1 pseudogene is annotated in these 255 nt (G+C 41.6%); it reads right to left on the bottom strand.

The window, feature by feature from the left end:
* Nucleotides 1–255 (bottom strand): annotated as a pseudogene (locus tag ACYQ4S_RS12815) (IS5/IS1182 family transposase); the annotation flags it as partial.

The following is a 255-nucleotide window of genomic DNA, read 5'->3' as shown; positions in this document are numbered from 1 at the left end:
TTGGCTAGTTTATTCAGCCTGTCATCCATTTGTTCCTTGTCTGCTGTGTACACTTTAAACTGACGCGTATATCCCTGTTTATCCACACGTGTGCTGTAGTGGGTAAAACTAAACCGCACACCGTCCAAGTCGGTATAAGCATCTTCTATTTCGTCATAAGACCAATTATCCCGGCGTTTCGGATCCTGTTTATATTTTTTCTTTTGTTCTGCGTTATACATGCCGTAAGGGATCAAAGGGATCTTTTCATAGTCA

Source organism: Alkalibacterium sp. s-m-28, assembly GCF_054658175.1.
Note: the sequence above shows the minus strand (reverse complement) of the source record. Positions and strands in the feature narration are given on the sequence as shown.